The organism is Variovorax sp. GrIS 2.14 (assembly GCF_046115955.1).
GTDB lineage: Bacteria > Pseudomonadota > Gammaproteobacteria > Burkholderiales > Burkholderiaceae_C > Variovorax.
In genome coordinates, this window is the sequence record NZ_JBJXIA010000031.1 from 1 (window position 1) to 19,875 (window position 19,875).

The 19,875-nt window shown below is 60.3% G+C and carries 19 protein-coding genes and 1 pseudogene; 9 read left to right on the forward strand and 11 right to left on the reverse strand.

All coding sequences use genetic code 11. The annotated features are described in order from the left end of the window. The 3 genes from RCH10_RS25025 to RCH10_RS25035 form a co-directional block, all read left to right on the forward strand. The coding region (locus RCH10_RS25025) for a chemotaxis protein CheB (protein ID WP_409054478.1) at positions 1 to 288 on the forward strand (288 nt) is incomplete at its 5' end. Positions 289 to 507: 219 nt separating this feature from the next. Continuing rightward, positions 508 to 837, forward strand: coding sequence for a hypothetical protein (locus tag RCH10_RS25030; protein ID WP_409054479.1), 330 nt, complete (start codon positions 508 to 510; stop codon positions 835 to 837). Between the two features lie 74 nt (positions 838 to 911). Continuing rightward, complete coding sequence (locus RCH10_RS25035) at positions 912 to 1,499, forward strand: chemotaxis protein CheB (RefSeq protein ID WP_409054480.1); 588 nt, start codon at positions 912 to 914, stop codon at positions 1,497 to 1,499. Positions 1,500 to 1,988: 489 nt separating this feature from the next. On the opposite strand, the gene RCH10_RS25040 is transcribed toward RCH10_RS25035, so the two are convergent. From RCH10_RS25040 to istA, 5 genes and pseudogenes are all read right to left on the reverse strand, one after another. Continuing rightward, the gene (locus RCH10_RS25040) at positions 1,989 to 2,612 is read right to left on the reverse strand and encodes a diguanylate cyclase (protein WP_409054481.1); all 624 of its coding nucleotides are present in this window, start codon (positions 2,610 to 2,612) and stop codon (positions 1,989 to 1,991) included. Between the two features lie 474 nt (positions 2,613 to 3,086). Continuing rightward, on the reverse strand, positions 3,087 to 3,623 hold the full coding sequence (locus RCH10_RS25045) for a TniQ family protein (protein WP_409054482.1): 537 nt from the start codon (positions 3,621 to 3,623) through the stop codon (positions 3,087 to 3,089). A 58-nt stretch (positions 3,624 to 3,681) separates the two neighbouring features. Next, the gene (locus RCH10_RS25050; protein WP_409054483.1) at positions 3,682 to 4,014 is read right to left on the reverse strand and encodes a TniB family NTP-binding protein; all 333 of its coding nucleotides are present in this window, start codon (positions 4,012 to 4,014) and stop codon (positions 3,682 to 3,684) included. Positions 4,015 to 4,393: 379 nt separating this feature from the next. Next, complete coding sequence (locus tag RCH10_RS25055; protein WP_409054484.1) at positions 4,394 to 4,690, reverse strand: ATP-binding protein; 297 nt, start codon at positions 4,688 to 4,690, stop codon at positions 4,394 to 4,396. Next, positions 4,687 to 6,244, reverse strand: a pseudogene (istA, locus tag RCH10_RS25060) (IS21 family transposase). The gene RCH10_RS25055 and the pseudogene istA overlap by 4 nt, the downstream one beginning before the upstream one ends. A gap of 479 nt (positions 6,245 to 6,723) precedes the next feature. On the opposite strand from istA, the gene RCH10_RS25065 reads away from it, so the two are divergent. From RCH10_RS25065 to RCH10_RS25075, 3 genes are all read left to right on the forward strand, one after another. Beyond that, positions 6,724 to 6,927 (forward strand): hypothetical protein, encoded by a 204-nt coding sequence (locus RCH10_RS25065; protein ID WP_409054485.1) that lies wholly within the window; start codon positions 6,724 to 6,726, stop codon positions 6,925 to 6,927. A 2-nt stretch (positions 6,928 to 6,929) separates the two neighbouring features. After that, a complete protein-coding gene (locus RCH10_RS25070) occupies positions 6,930 to 7,172 on the forward strand; it encodes a hypothetical protein (protein ID WP_409054486.1) in 243 nt (80 codons plus the stop codon). A 310-nt stretch (positions 7,173 to 7,482) separates the two neighbouring features. Beyond that, positions 7,483 to 7,665: a hypothetical protein gene (locus RCH10_RS25075; RefSeq protein ID WP_409054487.1), complete on the forward strand. Its 183-nt coding sequence runs from the start codon at positions 7,483 to 7,485 to the stop codon at positions 7,663 to 7,665. A gap of 173 nt (positions 7,666 to 7,838) precedes the next feature. Here the strand turns inward: RCH10_RS25075 and RCH10_RS25080 are convergent, their stop codons facing one another. Together RCH10_RS25080 and RCH10_RS25085 are read right to left on the reverse strand one after the other, a co-directional pair. Continuing rightward, positions 7,839 to 9,167 (reverse strand): tyrosine-type recombinase/integrase, encoded by a 1,329-nt coding sequence (locus tag RCH10_RS25080; RefSeq protein WP_409054488.1) that lies wholly within the window; start codon positions 9,165 to 9,167, stop codon positions 7,839 to 7,841. A 461-nt stretch (positions 9,168 to 9,628) separates the two neighbouring features. Beyond that, positions 9,629 to 10,024, reverse strand: coding sequence for a response regulator (locus RCH10_RS25085; protein WP_409054495.1), 396 nt, complete (start codon positions 10,022 to 10,024; stop codon positions 9,629 to 9,631). A 122-nt stretch (positions 10,025 to 10,146) separates the two neighbouring features. Here RCH10_RS25085 and RCH10_RS25090 point away from each other — a divergent pair, with 122 nt between their 5' ends. After that, positions 10,147 to 10,473 carry a hypothetical protein gene (locus tag RCH10_RS25090; RefSeq protein WP_409054489.1) on the forward strand — a complete coding sequence of 109 codons (327 nt, stop codon included), beginning with the start codon at positions 10,147 to 10,149 and terminating at the stop codon, positions 10,471 to 10,473. A 120-nt stretch (positions 10,474 to 10,593) separates the two neighbouring features. Here RCH10_RS25090 and RCH10_RS25095 read toward each other — a convergent pair whose 3' ends face one another. Then, on the reverse strand, positions 10,594 to 11,259 hold the full coding sequence (locus RCH10_RS25095; protein ID WP_409054496.1) for a tyrosine-type recombinase/integrase: 666 nt from the start codon (positions 11,257 to 11,259) through the stop codon (positions 10,594 to 10,596). Between the two features lie 16 nt (positions 11,260 to 11,275). On the opposite strand from RCH10_RS25095, the gene RCH10_RS25100 reads away from it, so the two are divergent. Next, positions 11,276 to 11,965 carry a hypothetical protein gene (locus tag RCH10_RS25100; RefSeq protein WP_409054490.1) on the forward strand — a complete coding sequence of 230 codons (690 nt, stop codon included), beginning with the start codon at positions 11,276 to 11,278 and terminating at the stop codon, positions 11,963 to 11,965. A 138-nt stretch (positions 11,966 to 12,103) separates the two neighbouring features. Here the strand turns inward: RCH10_RS25100 and RCH10_RS25105 are convergent, their stop codons facing one another. The 3 genes from RCH10_RS25105 to RCH10_RS25115 form a co-directional block, all read right to left on the reverse strand. Further along, on the reverse strand, positions 12,104 to 12,970 hold the full coding sequence (locus RCH10_RS25105; protein ID WP_409054491.1) for a hypothetical protein: 867 nt from the start codon (positions 12,968 to 12,970) through the stop codon (positions 12,104 to 12,106). A gap of 142 nt (positions 12,971 to 13,112) precedes the next feature. Further along, the gene (locus tag RCH10_RS25110) at positions 13,113 to 15,467 is read right to left on the reverse strand and encodes a filamentous hemagglutinin N-terminal domain-containing protein (protein ID WP_409054492.1); all 2,355 of its coding nucleotides are present in this window, start codon (positions 15,465 to 15,467) and stop codon (positions 13,113 to 13,115) included. Positions 15,468 to 15,544: 77 nt separating this feature from the next. Then, the gene (locus RCH10_RS25115) at positions 15,545 to 17,197 is read right to left on the reverse strand and encodes a ShlB/FhaC/HecB family hemolysin secretion/activation protein (protein WP_409054493.1); all 1,653 of its coding nucleotides are present in this window, start codon (positions 17,195 to 17,197) and stop codon (positions 15,545 to 15,547) included. Positions 17,198 to 18,468: 1,271 nt separating this feature from the next. Here RCH10_RS25115 and RCH10_RS25120 point away from each other — a divergent pair. Next, positions 18,469 to 19,593: a sensor histidine kinase gene (locus tag RCH10_RS25120; protein WP_409054494.1), complete on the forward strand. Its 1,125-nt coding sequence runs from the start codon at positions 18,469 to 18,471 to the stop codon at positions 19,591 to 19,593. Positions 19,594 to 19,875: the final 282 nt, after the last annotated feature.

Below are 19,875 nucleotides of genomic sequence, written 5' to 3' on the forward strand. Positions count from 1 at the left end.
GTTCCATCGGCAGACCATCTGTTCGCCTCTGCCGCAGCCGTCTATGGGCTGCGGGTTGTAGGCGTGTTGCTTTCGGGCAGGTCACACGATGGCACCCAAGGGCTGGAGGACATCGAGGCCGCCGGTGGCGTCGGCATCGTGCAGTTGCCGGAGACGGCAGGCAGCGCGGGGATGCCGTATTCGGCGATGAGGAACGACCATCCGAACTATTGCCTGCCGGTTCCGCAGATCGCGGCCTTGCTTGGGCGGTTGCCATTGACACATTCCGATGTACCGTCAGCGGCGTGATTGTGCAACGCCATCTCGATGAGACCCTTGTCAGACCCCTGAGCCGTCGACCGTAAGGCTGAGGTATTTCTTTGATCAGCAGCATCAATGCTTGAGGGAACCTTGGCATTGAGGTACATCTGTAGTTCGCAACAGGGCGGGATCGTCTAGTGCTCGGAGGCATTGCAATAAGGCTGGGCGATCCGGCCAGTCAACCACGGACCTTTTGAGGAGATGGTCATGAACTTGAACTTCGTCTCTTTAGATGACAACATTCACGCGATTTGCTCAGGCCCGACGACAGAGCCTTTGGCACAAGCGCACGCTGCAATCTACACGGACCGTGACATGACGAAGGCGGACACGGCCGTGCGGAAAACCTTAGGCTGGCAGCATTGGGACGGCCGGTTCGTTCAATATGCTGGCGCTGGCGAGTCCACACATCGAGAAAAGATGGCGACGGGGTTTTGTAGGGTTTACGTGTTTGCCGGCGCCGATGAGCGCGACGCATTCTGCCGGTGGACCAAAGCGATCCGAGCGCACTTCGTACGGACTAACATTCAAATCTGAAAAAATCAGACAGCGCGGCCCGAAGTTTTTTTGATTTAAGGTTACGACGTTGTGATTTAGATCGTGAGGTTGTCATGGCAAACATAAAGCCCGTCCGCGACATCGTTTTGATCGGCGCATCGCGCGGTGGCCTGGACGCACTTGCTCGCATCACCTCCGCTCTTCCGCCTGATTTCCCGGCCGCGGTGCTGGTGGTAATACACACCCTTGCCGGCAGTCCTGGTCTCCTTGATACATTGGTCGGAAAAAAGTCTTCTCTTCCGGTCGCCTACGCAGAGGACGGCGAACCGATTAAGCAGGGTCGCATTTATCTTGCGCCACCCGATTTTCATCTGACGGTGAGTAGCGCCGCGACGGTGAGCCTCGAACACAGCGCGAAGGTTCGTCACTCCCGACCGGCGGCGGATGTTCTCTTCGAGTCGGCGGCTGCGGTTTTTCGTGAGCGCGTCATCGGCGTAGTCCTCACCGGCGGCGATCACGATGGCACCGATGGGATGAATGCCATCCGCGCGGCTGGCGGCATTGGCATCGTGCAGAGTCCATCGGACTCGCTCGACCCTAGCATGCCGAGCAGCGCTATCACGGGTGCGCAACCTCAGTTCGTCGTCATGCTGGACGAGATACCTAAATTGCTGATCCGACTGGTTAGCCCTCCCACGTAATTCGTCGGTCGAGTTCGACCAGGGCTATTTCGCGAACTCACCGTTGATCAAGCTCAAGCTTCAAAACGCTATTCACGTTGCAGAATCGGACGTATGCCGAAACCGCCGCACGCTTCGACCACGATCGTTACTTTCACCACGGCTGCGGCGGCGCTACTGGCGCCGTCGATGAGTTCAGAGTGGCTGTCACAGACGTCGATTCGCTTTGCGGAAACGTGCGTTCTTCGCGATCTGGTTCGACTCCCACCGTGCCGTGTGACGTTTCAAGTAGTCAGCCGAATCTGGACCATCACGGAAACAGGCGAGAAACTGCAAGTGGTTCTTGATCTCGCCCCGGGTGAGCCGATACTGAGCATCGTCTAGACAGGCGACATCGCCCGCAAATTTTTCGCGCGCAGGTCGGTGTCCCTCAGCGACACGTTGATATCGACTTTCTGGAACGGTTGCACACGAAAGGATATGACGCCGCTTGCGTCGGTCGCGCGGAATCTAACGTTCCGCATTCACTTGCACTTTGTTCCGGCCCTGATCCTTGGCCTGGTACAAAGCCGCGTCGGCGGCTCTGAGCATCTCATCGGGTGTGCCTTGCGCGCCAGGCGTCCAGACGGCGACGCCGAGGCTGATCGACACGACCCCAAGTGTTGACGCGGCGTGAGGAATCCGCTGATTCACGACGGCCAATCGGGCCGCTTCGGCGACAAGCTCGGCGCCTGCGGCATCTGTCTTGGGCAAAAGCATGGCCATCTCTTCGCCACCGTAACGCGCAACAAAATCTTCCGGCCGTTTTGCGGCCAAACGCAGGCCGGCGGACACGAGCTTGAGGCAGTGATCGCCTTCGACATGGCCGTACAGGTCGTTGTATTGCTTGAATTGATCCACGTCGATCATGACGATGGCCAGCGGTTGTTGCTCGCGCTGCGCATCGCGGAACGCTCGGATCAAACGTGCGTCGAAGTAACGCCTGTTCGGCAGCCCCGTCAGGCCGTCGTATTGCGCAAGGTGTGCCAGGCGCTCGTTCGCATTCGTGAGCGCGTCGCGTGTCTCTCGTAGGCCTGCCTCAGCATGGACCTGCAGGCGCATGGTCCGTATCACAAAGGTGCCGGCACCGGCCACGACCATGCACAAAACGATCACCCAACCTGTTTGCAGTAGCGAGGCGGTCCGCCAGTCCTGAAGTGCTTCGGTTACACGTGGAAAAATACCCTGTCACGACGCCGATTTTTCGGACTCCGGCCAGTCTCGATGCACGCCTGCACTCGTGCGACGGGCCGCCCTGGTTTGAATCTAAGTATGTCCTTGATCATGCGTATTTCCATGAGTTGCTGTGGCAACAGGCGCGGCCCGCAAAGGGCGCGAGGCTATGCCCATCGGGCGGTTCACACGCAGCGTCAGTACCGACCGTGCAACCGGTCAGATGTAGCTCGAACTTTTCGATCACGTCACCTGAATTGCCGGTCACGTTTCCGAAATCATCGGTCACGATGCCAAAACCACCGGTCACGCTCCGGCGAAATACGCACCAGAAACTTCAGCAGGTGTTGAAGTCAGCAAACTCGGCTAGCCAAGTCAACAAACCCCGCTAGCCGCTCACCGAACTACGCTAGCGCGGCTGGAATGGGCACCGCAACGCAAGTACCGTTCGTTGCGGCTGACCAGCTGCATGAGGTGCGTTAGGTTCCCACATGCAAGGACACGGCCACTTGGCAGCGTCGTGAACTCTTCGTCGTGCACCAGACATGCAGACAGCGTTTCGTTCAACCACTCCCACCGCCAGATCGGCGCGGCGACATCCAACGGGTTCAGAAACACACACCGTGCGCAATAGCAAAAGCGGGCTCGCTCGCTCCGCGATGGCGACGGTACCTTGATCGCCATGATCTGCTCCCTGCTGATGCGAGCGACAGTGGCGAGCACATCAACAGACTGATTACTGAGCGCAGGCATGGTTAACCACCCTCCTCCATCGTCAATGCCCAGATCAAGACTGTGCCGCTCTGCGAACTCCAATACCGTCATCCGGTACCTGGCGGCCAAGCGCCCAATCCACCCACCGAGCAACTCGGCCTCGAACGGCCGGGGGGCCACAGGCAACGGACGAATCTCAGCCGTCAGCACGGGCGACATGCTTCAAATGCTCCAGCGTGATGTGCTCGGTGCCGTCCGTGATCGCCAATGCGGCCGCTTAGTTGAGCAACCGCGAGATTTCCCCTGTCAGGCCGTCGCTCGCAGAGAGCACGAACTGAGCGATCGAGCGTTGCATCAGGTCCGAGGGCTTGCGCAGCGGCAGCACCCGTTCAAACGCTCCCAGCAGTCGCCGGAGGTCATCGCTCTCGCGCCACCGCGGGACCTCGAACGGCGTGAAGCGGCTGATCATCTGCGGGTCGGTGGCCAGCGCCAGCGGCGCATCGGCAGTGCCGACCAGGACGATGCTGAACTTCAGGTCGTTGGCTAAGAACTTCAGCAGGTTCAGGGAGGCACGCTGCTCTCGGTAGTTGCCGGCCAGCAGGTGATGCACTTCGTCGACAACCTGCGTATTCCGGTGAACGTGACCGTCGATTCCGGCATCGTGACCGGGCTTCCGAGGAACGTGACCGCGGGGTGATGTTGCGCGATTCGATTTTATGGCCGAGCTGTGTTTCGGCCGTTTTGCCTTTTCTGGATGTCAGTTGAATTAATTTGATTGGCCCCTGCCAGGCCGCCGGAGGAGCCCTGGCAGCCGCGCAGCGGCTCCTGTCTCATTCACTCCCGGCATGACTGTGCTCCTCAGACGTTGCCAATTGAGTTGTCCCCTTTGACTCTGGATGCCGGGGCCTTCTTGCGCAACGATTCACCCGTAAGCGTGAAGCGGTGGTGTGGACCCACTCGCCCAAGGCCAGGCTCATGACGGCACTGCGCTAGAGGCCGCGCCCGGCGCGGCTGTCGAGATCCTCGATGGCCGCTTGCGGGTACTTGAGTCTGGCCAGCTTGAGCAGGCGCGCACAGCGCCGGTCCTGCCGGCCGTGGACTTCCCGGTCCACCAGCAACGCAAAGCGTTCTTCGAAACTCATAGCGCTCAGGCCGCTTTGAGTAAGTTGCTGCTCCAAGGCCTGTGCCATGCTTTCCAGGCGAAGGCTGCGCAGTTGGTTGAGCGTGGTGTGCATCATCATGGGGAGCGTGCTCGCGGTGGGATTGATCGGTTTGACGGACGTCATTGGTAATAGCCCGGGCCGCGAACATGGGCGTGCAGCGGTGCAATCCAGTCCGCGCTGGTGCTCGCTTGCAGCAGGTCGCGCCGGTTGAGCAGGATGTCGCGGATGTGGGTGTATTTGCTGGTGCCCAGGCCCAGCGCCATCGTGCAGGCCGCTTCCAGGCGAACGTCGCCGTAGCGCTTGCTCAGGTTGAGCAGGCCCAGGCAGGCACGGTAGGCGTGCTCGGGGTGGCGTTGGCGCTCCAGCATCCTGGTCACGGTGGCCGCACACGCCACGCCGATGCGCGCACCCCAGGCCATCAGTCGCTCGGGCGTCCACTGGGCGTGATGCTGGTGGCGCTCTGGAAGATGCTCGATGACGGTGGTGTAGCCGCCCTTGTGCGCGCTGCGCATGTGGCTGGCCACGCGATGGCCCCGGTGCAACGCCTCGACCGCGTGGGTGCTCACGCGCAGCTCCAGCGCCAGACCCACCAGGGCATGGGGGACGCTGTAGTGGTGGCCTTCAAACTCGACGTGACTGTTGATGTGCACACGCACGGTCTTGAAGACGGCCCACTCCCAGGGCTGTATCGGCAAGGCCATCAGGGCCGGAGCGTCGAGCTGCGCGAACACGCTCGCGCGGCTGCCGGGAAGCTTCTGGAAGGCACGCTGGTTGAGCCACTCCAGCAAGGGGGGCGATCGCGTCGTTGACCGCCTCGACGCTCGCGAACTGATGCCGGCGCAGGCGTGCGAGGATCCAGCACTCTACCAATAAAACGCTCAATTCGACTTTCGGTTTGTTCTGCGGGTGATAGGCGCGTGCCGGCAGCACACTGCAGCCGTAATGACGCGCGAAGTCCTGCACGCTGTCGGTGAGCAGCGGCTCGTAGCGGTCGGCCCTGGTCACCAAGGCGCGCGGGTTGTCGGGGACGATGAGTTGGGGCACGCCACCGTAGAACGTCAACGCCTGTGCCGTCGCCCCGAGCCAGTCGCGTGCGGTTTGCGCTGGTGTGGCATAGGCAAAGCAATAGCCCGAGACGCCCATGGCGGCAACAAAAATGTTGGCGCGTCCCACCTCCTGGCCGTGCGCCATCAGGCCGACGGTCGGGCCCGCGTAGTCGATGAAGAGCTTCTCGCCGGCGCGGTGTACCTGACGCATCGAGCGTTTGAGGCGCCGGGCAAACTGACGGTAGTTTTCGCAGAACTGCGAATAGCGCCACGGTTTGATGCGGTTAGTCGCGCTGTGCTCGTCGCTGGTCTGGGCGCAGTACTCCTCCCACAGCAGCATGAGGGTCACGCCCTTGCGGCCCGACTCCTGATGGATGCGCCCGTAGTCGGCCTGCGCGTAGGTCTCGCTGGGCCGGGGCGAAGACAGCAAACGGCGCTCCAGACCTGCCTCATCCAATGCCGCGAGCGACGCCGCATCCAGACCTGCGGCTACTGCCAGGCCCACGTATTTGGTCACCCCGCCTTTGGAGATGCCCAGGGCGGTGGCGATCTGGAGGTGACTCAGACCGCCTTCGAATTTCAGACGCAGGGCGTCTTTGAGTTTGCGCATATGGATCCTTGGGGCGGGCACGAGGCTCTTTGCAAAATGCATCGAAGCTACAAGCCGCACCGGGTTCGTTCATGCGCAACACCATGCCGGGGGCATATACCGCCGTGCCAGTCACGTTCGCCGGAATGGCGGTCACGTTGCCGGAATCCCTGCGGTCACGTTCACCGGAATCGTCGGTCACGTTGCCGGAATCACCGGTCACGTTCGACCGGAATACTTAACGATGAACAGCGTCAACCCAAACAATCGCGACGTGGTCATCTCATAGAGTCTGCGAAACGCGACCTCATATTGACCGCGGATCAACTGCAGCGGCTCGGCAAGCTCGGTGTCGAGTTTTGCGGCGGTTATCGAAGTGGGCGAAGGTTCATCGCTGCACACCATCGCATGCGCTGGCGGTCTGCTGAGCCGAAAGAACGCCCTCATCTGTTGCTGCGCCGAACGTCGCAACCGTCTGGTTGCAGGTACGATGCGGCGAATTGCACCCCCGAGAAGCAGCCATGGTCACCAGAGAAGCGTTTCACGCCGCCTACGATGCCTGGAAGTCAGCCAGCGACGAGCACAAGCTGAGGATGGAAGCGACGAAGCAAGGGCTACCGCTGGATGTCGATCGCATGAATCAACGTCTCGCCGAGATCGAGCGGCTTCACGAGGACTGGATGCGGAAAGCGGAGCCGTTCGTGATTCGAAAACCGAAGGAGTGAGCGTGCCCGTAGAGCTGAGCGTCATCAACACATGGAAAGTACTGCACAGAGAATGGAAGGCCGCTGAAAAACTGGCGCGCGACGCGCAAGGCGAAAGCCGGCTGTCGTTCGAGCGCGGACGTTTAGGCAGCGCAGGTCCAACAATCGATGCGGTGCGCCGAGCAGACGAGCTTCAACGCCAGGCCGACTTGCTCCGAATAGCACTCGACGCGCACGTTGAGAGCGCAATGAAACTTCCCCAATAAGGCGCTCGGAGACATTCTGGGTGTTGACCGCGCTCAGCCGCGGCCTTAGCATTTCTCCACCGCTTCGGTGCGCGGAGGGGCTACCCTAAACCACCCAGGCTGCGCCTTCAGCCGGAGCTGAAGGCGTTTGTCTTTGTGCGGTTTGCTAGGGGCGCCCGTAGATCCACCCAATACATCGGGGTAGCCTCCTTGGCGGTGCCGGCGTCTCGGGTTGCGACACTCTCTGAAGATCGCTGTTCTGCGTGCAAGATCGTGGTCTTCGTGATGTTGTTGGCTTGTCGGGATGTAGGGCGTCGTCAAAAATCGGCGCATGAAAAACGGATATTCAAATTGGGCGCGCCAACATTCACGACGCATGTCCGCGGAGGAACTTTCCACAGAGTTTCGTGAGCTTGAGCGCGAGAAAAGAGCAGCCGGATGGCGCAGAAATATGGCGCTGTTTGCTGCTGCACTTGCCGTGGCCGTTGTGGCCGTTCTGTTGCGCTATCGTTAAGTAGCCTCTCAACGTCTTGACTTTGCCCGGCCTTCACGTCCTCGCGGATCTGATGATCCGCAACATTGGTGTGCCCTGTCGCCGCCTTGCCTTGAATATCACGGCGGCGTCCCGAAGGTTCCGAGGACCTTTTGTAGGTTTTGTTGGGTGCCTCCGGGCACCTTTTTACTTTTTCAGGCTACGGCCTTGAGCTGGGCATCGGCCGACGGGTCGAACGTGATCTTTGCCCGTTCCAGCATCCACGCCTCGATCTTCTCGTGGTGCACCCGCAGGAGATCCAGCGGCCTCCGGATGTAGTTCTGCTCGCGCACGCCTTGCGGTGCGTGTCCTTGGATCTGGGCGCTGATGCCGCCAGGGATGTCCAGCCACTCGCACAGGCTGGCGAAAGACCGGCGCAAGCCGTGCAGCGTCAATTTGAGCCCTGCGGCTGTGCATGCCTTCCGATGCGCAATGCTTGGTTCTGCGAGGCGCCCCGACTTGCTGGTCTGACTGGAGAACACCCACTCGTTCCGTCGTGGCAGTGAGCGGAGCAGGGAGGAGACGTAGGGCGTCAACGGAACAGGTCGCTGCCCTTCGATCTTGTCTTTCATGTTCATGCCCTTCCATTGGAAGTTCACGTCGTCCCAACGCAGCGCGGCCAGCTCTTCCCGCCGAGCACCAGTCAGCAGCAGCACCTGCAAGTACACGGAGATCGTGAGGTTGGGAATCTGCTTCACCTTGGAGAACCACGCTTCCAACTGCTCGCGCTGCAGATAGTCGTTCTTGGCCTGCGGCTTGCCGGCGATCTCCCGCGTCTTCTTGGCGCTGGCCGCGGTCGGATCTGCCTTGCCCTTCATGTCGACTTCGCCACCGGCCCAGCGAAGGAAAGCTTTCAGGAGCCGCAGCGCGAGGCGCACGCGGGCAGGGCGCGTCTTGGCTTCGTGTGTTGCCCATGCTTCGATGGTGGCGGCGTCAAGATCTACTAGGCGCTTGGACATTAGCGACGCCATTGGCCCGGCAATCGTTTTGACATCGGCGTGGCGCTTATGAGCTTTGCCGCCCTCTTGCGTCATCTTCTCGTGGTCGGCGTAGTTCCGGTCGCCCCAGTGAGGTTTCCGCTCCTTGGTGTACCGGTCCCACGCTTCTTGCACCGTCAGGGCGTTGGCGACGCCTTCAGCGACCTTTGCAGCCTTCACCGCTTCAAGCTCGCGATCCAGTTCCCGCGGGTCGTGCCCTTTGTCCAGCGTGACGCGAAGCCGGTTCGCTTCGACGCGCGCCTCTTCGATGGGCCACGCCTTCACATCGCCGATGGTGCGGCGGATCGTCTTGCGGTCGAGCTTGGCTTCGAAGACGAACGACTTGGCGCCGCTGGCCGTGGCGCGCACTCGCAGACCCGGCGACTTGTTATCTCGCAGGAAAACCTGATCCTTGCCGGGCGGGCAGACAAGGCGCTCTATGGCGCCAGCAGTCAGCTCCATGGCTTGCTTGAGGTCGAGGGGCTGGTCTTTGCGGGGGCGGGCCATGTTGATCCTGATGTAGCCACCATGTAGCCACTTCACTAATATTTAGATCAACATCAATCCATGCTTTACTGGTGTTTTGACCAGCACAGTCTCTGTTAGGTGTTGATTTATATTGACTCTATCAACAGCGCCGAACAGTGATCAACAGTACTATTTGAGGATTGAAAATCCGCGTGTCGGTGGTTCGATTCCGCCCAAGCCACCATAAGAATCAACGGCTTGCAGTGTCCAGACGCTGCAAGCCGTTTTGCTTTGTGTAGTTTCGGTGTAACTGCGCCAAGAAAACTGCGCACGAGAGTTTGAGCGTGGCGGCAAAGTCCAAGCATTGCCCCTGCGTCCGCGCGTAACTTTCCGGATTGTCCTCAAGACGGCGTGCCACCCACATCGATTTTCTCGGCTGGAATGCGATCCGAGCTGACCTACGATGAGTCGGCTTCAAAGACGCGGGCGTATGAGCGCAGCTAAGCTTCCGTCAAGGTCCCAGACTGACCTGAGGATACGGCCAGACACATATCAAAGAAGGCTTCGAGTTCCAGAGACTTGTCAAAAACGCCATCTGCCTGCAATTCCGCGCAGCGACGACGAATCTCGCTTGTCGGGTAGTTAGTCAACACGAGCGCGACTTGGTCAGGCCGGCGATTTATCAAATCACGCAGCACACCAAGCCCTGATCCCTCGCGCAGGAACATGTCGATCACCATTAGTTGCCAATCACCATGCTGCTGCGCAGCATTAACCGCCTCGGCTTGAGTTTCAGCCACTGCAACAATGTCAATGCCTGCGATTTCCCGCAACGTCGGGATGAGATTCGCTCGAATCTGTGCGCTGTCTTCTACCAAGATCGCTTTGATCGCCATAGTCAAGGTTGAAGTGTAGTAACGGTGTGCAAGCAATTTAACCAATCGGCGACGGCCGGTTGTAAGGTAAAGGCCCAACTCTTCCGCTGCAGGAGCCGCAGCCCACGATTTCGAATACAACCATGACAGCCAATGCCCCGAAAACTCCCAGCGACCTTCCCAACCGGATGGCTGAAGCCCTAGCAAAAAACGAGGCAGCGGCAGACGCAGTGCAGCATGTCGCCGACGAGTTGGGGGTTGTTCATGCCGTGCTTTCGAAAGAAGTCGCCAAGATCGCTGAAGATGCCGATGAGGGCGATGCGGCCGATGAGGTGGCGCGAACAGCCGCGCTTGAGCAGAAGCTGACCGAAACGGCCGGGAAAATGAGCGAGGTCAACGAGGCGCTCGCTGATCAACACGCATCAGTGAAGCATTTGATGAACGCGAAAAAGGTAGTTGACAAGCCTTAGTCGGTTCCGTGCTCAGCGTGTGCTATTGGCGCGTAAGCAGCCGGGTAACTTTACATGGCCGGCCGCTTTCGACTTCATCCATAAGTTGATCGTAGTGCGCCCGCGCTATTTGGTCTCGCTTTAGGCCAGCATGAACCGTACTTGCAACTTGTCCAACGCCGTTTGAATGTGCGCACCGTGCGCGTGCGCGTACCGCTCGACCATCGCCAGCGTCTTGCGCCCGCTTATCCGCTTAACTGTCGGCAGGTCCACGCCGGCTTGGACTAGATGGGTGATAGCCGTGTGGCGCAGTGTGTGGCGAAGAATCTGATCGGGGTCCAACCCTGCGGCCGTGACGACACGGCGGAACGGCTTGCGCACGTCCACGGTGTGACTGGCCTTCGCGCCGCGCGATGGGAACAACCACGGGTTTCCAGGTTGCAGCGCAGCGGCGTAGGACGCCAGGAATTCGCCCAGGTGTTCGGTGATCGGTTGTTCGCGTGCGCCGGCCTTAGCCTTCGGGATGAACACGACGCGGCGCTCAAGGTCTATGTCTTCGCGGCGGATCGAGAGGATTTCGCTTTTGCGCATCGCGGTTTCCAGCCTTATGACGATGGACGGGTAAATCTGCGCGTTGCCGTCCGCCTTCGCGCATTCGACAAGCCGGGCGATCTGATCAACGGTCAGGTAGGTGATCCGGCCCTGCCCTTCACTGAAGCGGTTGACGGTGTGGGGTGCGCACCGTCGCCGATGTTCCCGGTGGTCGCCTGATCGATGCGCTGCCGATCCTGCAACGCTGCAACCAATTCAGGGAGACGACACCATGAGCAATGCAACGAATAAAACCAAAGTGGCCTCCGCGACCAACGACAACCCGCTGCCGTTGAATGTGTTGCCGGGGGAAACACGCGCACATGCGAAAGCACGCGCGATGGTGCTGCCGTCAATCAACGCGGCGATGGTGATCGAAGCCTTTGAAGGCAACCTCTTGGGCAAGGACACGAGCTTGGAGGGGCTGGTGGAATCCTTGCGTGATTCCATGGACCGCACCAAGGGCGGCGACCTGTCCACCGTGGAGGCGATGCTGGTCGGACAGGCGACGGCGCTGCAAACCATCTTCGTCAGTCTGGCGAGGCGGGCGCAGTTGCAGCAATCACAGCGCAATCTGGAGGCGTTTCTGGGGCTGGCGTTGAAGGTGCAGGCGCAAAGCCGGGCCACGATCACGGCGCTGGTGGATCTGAAGTTCCCGAGGCAGCAGGCCACGTTCGTGAAGCAGGCCAACATTGCCGCTGGCAATCAGCAGGTAAACAACGGCGGTGTGCCGAAGAGTACGCGCGAGGGCGCGCATACGCACGGGAAGGAAACCGCATCCGTGCAAAACAAACTATTGGAGGCAGACCATGGGCAACCCGGCGGCTGGGTGGACAGAGGACCGGCGGCAACGGCAACGCGAGGCGATTCAGCGATGGAAGCCGTGGTCAAAGTCCACCGGCCCGACGAGCCGAGAAGGTAAGGCGACAGTATCGCGCAACGCCTACTCAGGCGGCGAAATGGCGAAGTTTAGGGAGACGATCAGGGCGCTGAATCAGGCTACCCGAAAGCAAGGCGATGCACTGAACCAGATTCCCCGTGACGTTGGTGTGAATATGGGCTAGTTGGACAACGGCAAGCCAAGTGCTCGATGGCGTTTCTCGGGAAGTTCTAGGAACGGGGAAGCCGGTGGGTCGAGACTCACCGGCTCGGCCTGGTTTGCGGCCGGCGGACGAAAGTGTTGCTCCACGTCGTACGACGCGAAGACTTCACGGGCAGACCGAGTTTCCGGCAGGACGTAGACGATCCCGTACGTGCCGGTAAACGCCGGACTCACCACCTTGTCGTAAAACTTGGCCGGGACGTTGATACACCCATAGGAAATGCGGTGATCCATCGGCGACGGACTGTCCAGCCGTTGCGCACGCCGCTCTTTGGCATTGCTTGTAATGACCCGATGCAGTGAGATGGCTGCGTCATAGTCGACCCAGAGAATTTCCTCTCCGTGGAGATTGCGATCGAGCGAAGCCACGAAACGGCCTGCCGGCGTGGTGCGCTCCTCGGGGCGTATGGTCGACAACTTGCGCTTGCCGATGCCGGGAACCGAGTCATCGCCCTGCGCCAGCCCGAGCAGCGCGGGGGCGGCACCGAGCAGTTGGCCAGCCGCATCGAATACAAAGACTTTGGCGTCCGACTTGTCGACAATCACGAACGGCATGCTGCGGTTGTCACCCGAATCAACGACCCAATCCGCTACCTGCCGCGCCATCTGGGAGGAGCGCGCCTGTCCAAAGTTCGCCCGCTTCGACGGATACGCGCGCTCCATCGGCTGCGTCTCGATTGCGGCGGGCACGGAGATAGGCTCTTGCGCAATGGATCGGCGGCTCGAGCCGGACGATTGCGCCGCCCCGTCCGCCGCAAGCACCGGCTGAGCAACAAGGCCGGCGGCAGCCAGCAAGGCGACGGAAAGCCCTCCCTTCATCACCATCGCGATGATTGAGTGCCCGCCGACGACGCGTCGTGCAGGTGGGCATCCCGGCAAGAAACGCGGCCCGGTCCGGTCTTTGTACGATGTCATATGGTCAGTCGGAACAGCGCATTCGATATACGGCAAAACCCGTTGGCGATTCTCAGTGGCGATCCTGTTTGCGCGGATGGCGGGGCGCAACGTAGCGCGCGCGCGGCGTCTCGACCGTCTCGACAGCGGGAACGACAAGATTCTGCTCTGGCGGCGCGACCACTTGCAAGACATTGGGCGCCAGGTCGGCTGGAGCCATCACGACCAAGGGCAAGGCCGGCGGCGCGTTGCCCCGTATGGGGAGCGTCGGGAGGGCGGCCAAGAGAAGTTGCGGGAACACCCGGGTTGTGATCGGCGGAACTGCGACCTGTGGCTGCTGCGCCCCGACTGGCGTAGGAACTACAGCCGCTGGTTGCGTGATGCTTGCGGTTGTTTTGGCCCCCACGGGCCCGCAGCAGGGAACAGCCAGCGCATATCTTCCGGCGTCGACACCGCCAAGGCTGTAGCCGGCAAAGGTGACGGTCTTTCCCGTTCCTGGATCCGGGGTATCGAAATTGGCCGCGCTGCCTGGGCTGGCAACCAGCGTGACGCCGGCAGGGTTTCCCTTCAATGATGAAAGGGCTGTCGCGGTTGTGCCATCGTAGGTCTTGTCGCCCCCTGCCGCGAATACAAGCATGTGTTGAGTCAGTGCGGACCCTCCGGTCAGGATGAAGTTGCCTGAATAGTCTGTCGGCGTGGTGTACGAAACCGGGTTGTAATTGATGGTGACGGGTGCATTCGGCCCCGTGACGGTCACAGGGGGAGTGAGAGGAGCAAAAAACACGGTCCCGCCGGCAATGCCCGGTCCGGTGCCGCCGTAGCCGGCGTTGAGGAACAAGCCGAGGGGCAGACCCAGGCTTTGCTCGGGAATACTGGTGCCCCTGGTCAAAGTGATTTTCGCGCTGATATTGATATCGTTCGCCGCACACATGGCGATGTTGCCATCCGTCGTCGTCAGGGCGGCAGCCATGTTGACATTGTGTCCAGCGCTCAGCAGAACGCTTCCGTTGACCGTTGTGATGGGCGCCCTCACATTGACATCCCGCCCGCAGCACGTCGCAAAGTTTCCGTTGGTCGCGGTAATTGCCGCATTCACGTTCACGTCCCGCGAGGCGTTCAATGTCAGGGTCGTCGGGTTTGAGCTTGCCGTCCAGCTGACGGCCTGATTCACATTGATATCGCCGTTGCCGGGCGCTGCGGTACGCAGACTTGTCACCGGCGGAGCGCCGGCTACAGTCGCATTGGCCCCGGTGTCGGTGCTGATGGTGACGCTGTTAGTGACCAGCAGCGCAGAAAGGGTTGCGCCAGAGATGTTGTCCGTGGCGTTACCACCGATGGTGAAGTCCTGCGGGTCGATCAACCAATTGCCGGTCAGTCCCCTGGGAGCGGAGGTGGTCGTCTTGGCGTCGCTTGCGATTTTCACGTTTGCAGCCGACGTCTCGATGAACCCGCCGTTGCCGCCATTGGGCGCACTCGCGTCCAGCGTGCCGCCCACGTTCACGGTTCCGACTCCCATGCCGCCTAGGAGCTTGATCGAGCCCTTGACGTTCTCAAGCGTCTGCGCCTGAATCACTCCGGTGTTGTTGACGGCATTGGAGAGCAGGCTGCCCGCTGCCTGCGTGGTCAGCAGCACTTGCCCGCCGTCGGCCCGGATCATTCCGCCGTTTTCAACCAGCGCGTTGACCGCAGCTTGGTCGACGGTGACGCTCAACAGCTTGTCGCCAGCCACGTCCAGCGTGATGGCGTTGCCTGCGGCCAGGACCACCTTGCCCAGGTTGGCCGCAATGACGCCTTGGTTGCTGACGCTCGCACCCAACAGGGCCACATAGCCGCCGTCGGCGGCGCTGATCGTCCCCTGGTTCACGACCGTGCCCGCTCCCGCACCGGAAAACTTGTAGTTGTTTGCCATGAAATCGGCATCGGTGAGGGCCAGGGTGGAGGCCACCAGGCCGCCCACATTTACCGACGCACCCTTGCCGAACAGGATCCCGTTGGGGTTGACAAGAAACACCTTGCCGTTGGAGGACAGGCTGCCCAGAATGTTCGAAGGATCAGCGCCAACGACCCGGTTCAGTGCCACCGAGCTGCTGCTGGGCTGCACGAACCGCACCGACTCACCGGCCTTGATGCCAAAGCTTTGCCAGTTGATTGCCACGTTCTGCGTGGTTTGGGTAATCAGCATGTTGCCCGGCGTGCCGCCAATGCTGGCGCCACCTGCAGACACCACAGCGCCGTTCGGCTGGGCGTGAACGTTCGCCCCACAAGCCATCATCAGGAAGACGGCCAGCATCTTCAGCCGAAAACTGGCGCGACCGCCGGCGGCCGTCCTGCAGGACGACGTCTTCTTGCCGGCGCTTCGGGTGCTTTCGGCTACGGCAACAAAGGTGCCGGTCTGGCTATTCCAGATGGATCGGTGAATTAGGTTCATGGGGTCTTTCGCGTGCTCTTCGAAAATGCGGACTCGATCAGTGCGACGTCATGGCAGGCGAGCTGCTCAAGACGAACTCAAAAATATTTGACGGCCTGTATCCAGAACCGGCCCGATCTGTCAGGGGCTGAAATTGCCGCTTCATTGCCCAGCTTGCGGGCATAGAACGCTCTCACCATGAAGTTGTTAATGTCCGACCAGTTGAGTCCGACGCCGGCACCGCTCAGGGTCCTGCGGTTGACACCGGGCGTCCATGGGCTCTTGTTGAGGGTCGCTCGGCCGGTGTCGACAAAGCCGATCAACTGGACCTGACCCAGCTGTCGTTCGGAAAACTTCGGCAGCTGCAATCGGGCTTCCAGCGTCATCACATATCCCTGGTCCGCATAGGCTTCGCCTTCTGGATAGGCCCGCACGCCATACATGCCGCCGAGTTCCATCTTTTCCGAGACATCCAGGTTTTTCGAGGCTGCCTGCCCGTTGATGCCGGCGTAGATCGAAACGTTATCGGTCACGCTCTGCAGCCGCGTGGCACTGAACGCCAGCTTGTTGAAGTGGCCGACGCTTTGCACCGGCGCGAAGGGCGCCTGTAGTTCAGGCGTTTGAAGGTTGATGTTCCCGGTTGACCATGCGAGCGCATAGGTACTCAAACCGCCGCCACCCAGACTGTCCCGGTGGTCGCCGCGCAGGCTGGGGGTCAACACTTGCGCCGTCTTGCGGGCAATCGGCAGGGTCAGGTCGGTCGGGTTCTTGTCCTGAAACGTCTTGGCGTCAAAGGCAAGACCGGCGTACAGATTGGTGTTGCGCGAGCGGATGACGGGATAGCTGCCGAAGATGCTGGCGATGTTGGCCGTGCCGGTGGCCCCGGTGGACGCGAATTCCCGGCCCAGCCTGTACGCGAGCCAGCTGTAAGCCACGCCGGCCGTCGCCTGCCCGAACGGCATCTGGTAAGACGCCCGGGCATAGTTCAAGCCCGCGCCTGAGGTCAACACGCGCAAGGCGGCCACATCGCCCAGGCCCGCCGGGTTGTTCAAGTTCACCGTGGCGCCGACGCGGTACTCGCCAGTGTAGCGGTTGCCGGCGTTGTCGGCATCGATGCTGCCCGTGACACGCTGTCCGGCCGTGACATCGACCACCAGATCGGACTCGCCGGCGGAAGCACCGGGCGCCAGGATCGACGTGACGTTCACGCCAGGGATGTCGGACAGCAGCAGCAGCCGCCTCTCAAGCGGCGCAATGGCGACCGTGTCGCCGCCGTTGATGCCCTTGAGCCGGCTTTGGACAAGCGCATCGGACAGATGGCTCTGGTTGCGCACGACAACCTTGCCGTATTGGCCCTCGGTGACGGCAATCGTGACCGCGCCGTCCTTGATGTCCTGAGCGGGCAAATAAGCCTGCGCCACAAAGTAGCCTGCGCTGCGATAACGCTCGGTAATTTTCAAGGCCATGCCGCGCAAGTCGCCAAGCGACAATTCGCTGCCGGGCTTGAAATTGGTCAGCGCCACCAGCCCCGCTTCGGAATAGACGTGCGCGCCCGTAATTTGCAGGGTGTTGACGACGATCTTTACCGCGTCTGAGGCCTGGGTTGCCGGCGCTACACTGGGCTCGATACGGATGGTCGGCGCCCCCTTTTGCGGAATTGGCGCAGGAGGAATTTGCTGAATCTGGCCCCCGGCACTGGGAAGTTGCTGGGCAAGCACGCTCTGACTCAAAGCCAAGAGTGCGAAAGGCAACAATTTATTTTTGATCACTCAGTGCCTTTGGCGTAAACGTTTTTACTCATGCCGCGTCGATTAATGAACACGGCGATTCGCACCAGGGGGTGCGGACTGAGACGGGGGTGAACTGACCGTCATTGGGAGGCGGTAGCTCGCACTTTTGCCGCTTCTGATCAGCCCTCGAGGCTTACATCGACTATGCACGTAAAAGAAATCCGATGCCGTCGCGCAATGCGAATCTGTCACTTTTACGCAGTAAATGTGTCATTTGGCCATTTGCGGTACGACCCGATCGGGCGAAAAGGCGCATCCAGCCTGGGTTTGCGCGTTCGCGAAGCAAATGTGGTTTTGATGCGAAAGTCGGCTCAGGTAGGCGATGGCGTTTGAACTGAAAGTAAATTTAAGCGCTCTATCGACTGCGTCCCTTTACTGAGCCGCGCCGCGCAGCCAGCTCCTCGCGGTTGTTGGTGAGAAAGTTGCGCATGGTTCGGTACGTTGTCGGTCTTTTGCCTGGTTCACTAGATGAAGGCTGTGCAGTTGCCGCGAAGGCGTAGCGCTTCACCATCACCCACCGGAGGAAATTCCGTCCCCGCGGCATCGAACATATTCGGACTGCTGATCCACTGGAAAAACCTGGCGTGGACAGCATCACTGACGGCAAAGGCGCTGCTCAAACTGGCGCCGGTCGAAGTGTCCGACGCGGGGGCCGGTCGATGCAGAGACGGAAGGCAGTCGTCCATGAAGCTTCAACTCCACATTGCCGGTTCGAGCCAAGAAGAAAGTAAAAGCAAGCGCGCGCGGAAGATTTGGAACCCGCGCAAAACAAACTATTGGAGGCAGACCATGGGCAACCCGGCGGCTGGGTGGACAGAGGACCGGCGGCAACGGCAGCGGGAGGCAATCCAGCGATGGAGGCCGTGGTCAAAGTCCACCGGCCCCAAGAGCCCCGAGGGTAAGGCGGTAACAGCGAAAAACGCTTGCGCCGGGAGCGAGGCGATGAAGCTTCGATCTGCGATTAGACTGCTGAATCAGGCCATGCGGGAGCAGCGAGACTTGCTGGGCCAGTAGTGGTGGACCGCAAGCTAATCGGCACCGGCATACCGGTCTGCGCCAGACTCCGCCAAGGCCGATGGGGAGCAGCATGCCCAAAACGTAATTCGCCATTTATGTGTGGTAGCGCACTGAACTTCGGCGGAAACCCTCTTAGAATGCCGCGGCGTTCCGATTCACGCGAAAGGAATGCTGAAGCGTGTTGAATCATCCGTCTTTGGGCAAGAAAGTCTCCTATGCGTCGTTTTCTTTCCAACAACCGTGATGAGTTAATTGCCCGGTGCAAATTCAAAGTGGCACAGCGTCCTTACCGCGCGGCGTCCGAAGAGCATCTGGTGCAAGGTGTGTCGATGTTCCTGGATCAGCTGATCCGAACACTCGTCGTTGAGACAGACGGCGACTACGATGCGAGCGTCAAAATCTCCGGGTCGTCCGTCGGGGACTCTCTGGCCTTGTCGGAAATTGGCGTCAGCGCTACAGCACACGGCAAAGCGCTTTTGAATCTGGGCTACACGGTAGATCAGGTGGTCCACGACTACGGCGATGTGTGTCAGGCAATCACTGATCTGGCTTTTGAGCGGGACGCGCCCTTTACAGTCGATCAGTTCCGCACCCTGAATCGATGCCTGGATAACGCCATCGCTGACGCAGTCGCGGAATTCAGCTTTCAGCGTGACGCGCAAACTTCTGTGCATCAGATTGCGGGCGAGAAACAGAGGCTGGGCTTTTTGGTTCACGAGCTCCGCAACGCACTGGGAACGGCCACCCTTGCGTTTCGCGCGCTGGAGTTGGGCAATATGACAGTCAAGGGCGCTACCGGTGCGGTCCTGTCGCGCAGTCTTGAAGCGTTGAATCTGCTGATCGGTGGTGCACTCGTCGAAGTGCACGGCGAAAAGCCACATGAACGTCAAACGTTTTCGCTGGCTTCGTTCATCGCGGATTCTGCGATTGCAGGTCGATTCAGTGCCGATTCGCTGGGTCGGATTTTTGAAGTGTGCGAAGTGGATCCACTGTTGGCGATCAACGCGAATCGCGAGCTTCTGCACGCTGCATTGGCGAACTTGCTGCAGAACGCTTTCAAGTTCACCCACGCAAATACCGCCGTGACTTTGAACGCTCATGCCTTCGGAGAGTTCGTTCTGATCGACGTCGAAGACCATTGTGGCGGGCTGCCTGCCGATGGCGTTCAGGATATGTTCGTTCCCTTCAAGCACAGCGGCCACGCAAATGCTGGGCTGGGGCTGGGTCTGTCCATAGCCCGGCAGAGCATTGAGGCGGATCTTGGAACCTTGAGCGTGCGCGACGTGCCGGGAAGCGGCTGTGTCTTCACCATCAGTCTGCCGCGGTACTCACTTGCTTAGAGGCACGGCGATCGACCGTCGAGACGTTGTAGGCCGACCTTCGGGCGTATAGAACCCCGCAGCCCTTGCCTTCATGCGGCAGATAAGCATGGGAGGGAGTGCTCAATCTCTGAAGTGAACGGGGCGAAAACCGGCTCGCTTCCATGAAAATAGCGCAAACACACATTTTCTTGTGCGCGCGCGAAGGCATGGACCTCACGATCCCACCATGTACGAACACAAGATCGCAGTCGAAAGTGACCTAACAGGCTGCTGAAATACCTCCCGATGGCTCGAAGTGAA

Bases quoted from the DNA above. Each gene is read 5' to 3' on its own strand.
- RCH10_RS25085 (WP_409054495.1), bottom strand. From the start codon at position 10,024: ATGGCGATCAAAGCGATCTTGGTAGAAGACAGCGCACAGATTCGAGCG.
- RCH10_RS25045 (WP_409054482.1), bottom strand. From the start codon at position 3,623: ATGTCGCCCGTGCTGACGGCTGAGATTCGTCCGTTGCCTGTGGCCCCC.
- RCH10_RS25110 (WP_409054492.1), bottom strand. From the start codon at position 15,467: ATGAACCTAATTCACCGATCCATCTGGAATAGCCAGACCGGCACCTTT.
- RCH10_RS25080 (WP_409054488.1), bottom strand. From the start codon at position 9,167: ATGGCCCGCCCCCGCAAAGACCAGCCCCTCGACCTCAAGCAAGCCATG.
- RCH10_RS25035 (WP_409054480.1), top strand. From the start codon at position 912: ATGGCAAACATAAAGCCCGTCCGCGACATCGTTTTGATCGGCGCATCG.
- RCH10_RS25065 (WP_409054485.1), top strand. From the start codon at position 6,724: ATGGTCACCAGAGAAGCGTTTCACGCCGCCTACGATGCCTGGAAGTCA.
- RCH10_RS25090 (WP_409054489.1), top strand. From the start codon at position 10,147: ATGACAGCCAATGCCCCGAAAACTCCCAGCGACCTTCCCAACCGGATG.
- RCH10_RS25055 (WP_409054484.1), bottom strand. From the start codon at position 4,690: ATGACGTCCGTCAAACCGATCAATCCCACCGCGAGCACGCTCCCCATG.
- RCH10_RS25030 (WP_409054479.1), top strand. From the start codon at position 508: ATGAACTTGAACTTCGTCTCTTTAGATGACAACATTCACGCGATTTGC.
- RCH10_RS25075 (WP_409054487.1), top strand. From the start codon at position 7,483: ATGAAAAACGGATATTCAAATTGGGCGCGCCAACATTCACGACGCATG.
- RCH10_RS25120 (WP_409054494.1), top strand. From the start codon at position 18,469: ATGCGTCGTTTTCTTTCCAACAACCGTGATGAGTTAATTGCCCGGTGC.
- RCH10_RS25100 (WP_409054490.1), top strand. From the start codon at position 11,276: ATGAGCAATGCAACGAATAAAACCAAAGTGGCCTCCGCGACCAACGAC.
- RCH10_RS25105 (WP_409054491.1), bottom strand. From the start codon at position 12,970: ATGGTGATGAAGGGAGGGCTTTCCGTCGCCTTGCTGGCTGCCGCCGGC.